1 protein-coding gene is annotated in these 250 nt (G+C 59.6%); it reads right to left on the reverse strand.

From position 1 onward, the window contains the following. The coding region (locus tag AC0L3N_RS33975; protein WP_473552075.1) for a transposase family protein at positions 1-167 on the reverse strand (167 nt) is incomplete at its 3' end. Between the last annotated feature and the right edge of the window lie 83 nt (positions 168-250).

Consider the following 250-nt stretch of genomic DNA (forward strand, 5'->3'; position numbering starts at 1 on the left):
TCATAGTCGTCGCAGTCGCAGATCGTGCCGCAGACAACCAGAAGCAGGACTTCCGGCAGCGGATGCGCCACCCGCCATGGCTCACGCGGATCTTCGATCGCGGCGAAATGCTCCAGAAGCGCCTTCAGGCACGGCTTCTCAAATCCTTCGAGGGTGGCAAGGGCCATGGCACGGCTCCGAATCATCGAAGCCCCATGGAATCAGATCAACCGCAATCCCTAAAGTGCGTTAACCCGAGTTCGTAGCCCTG

Source organism: Mesorhizobium sp. WSM4807 (assembly GCF_055811615.1).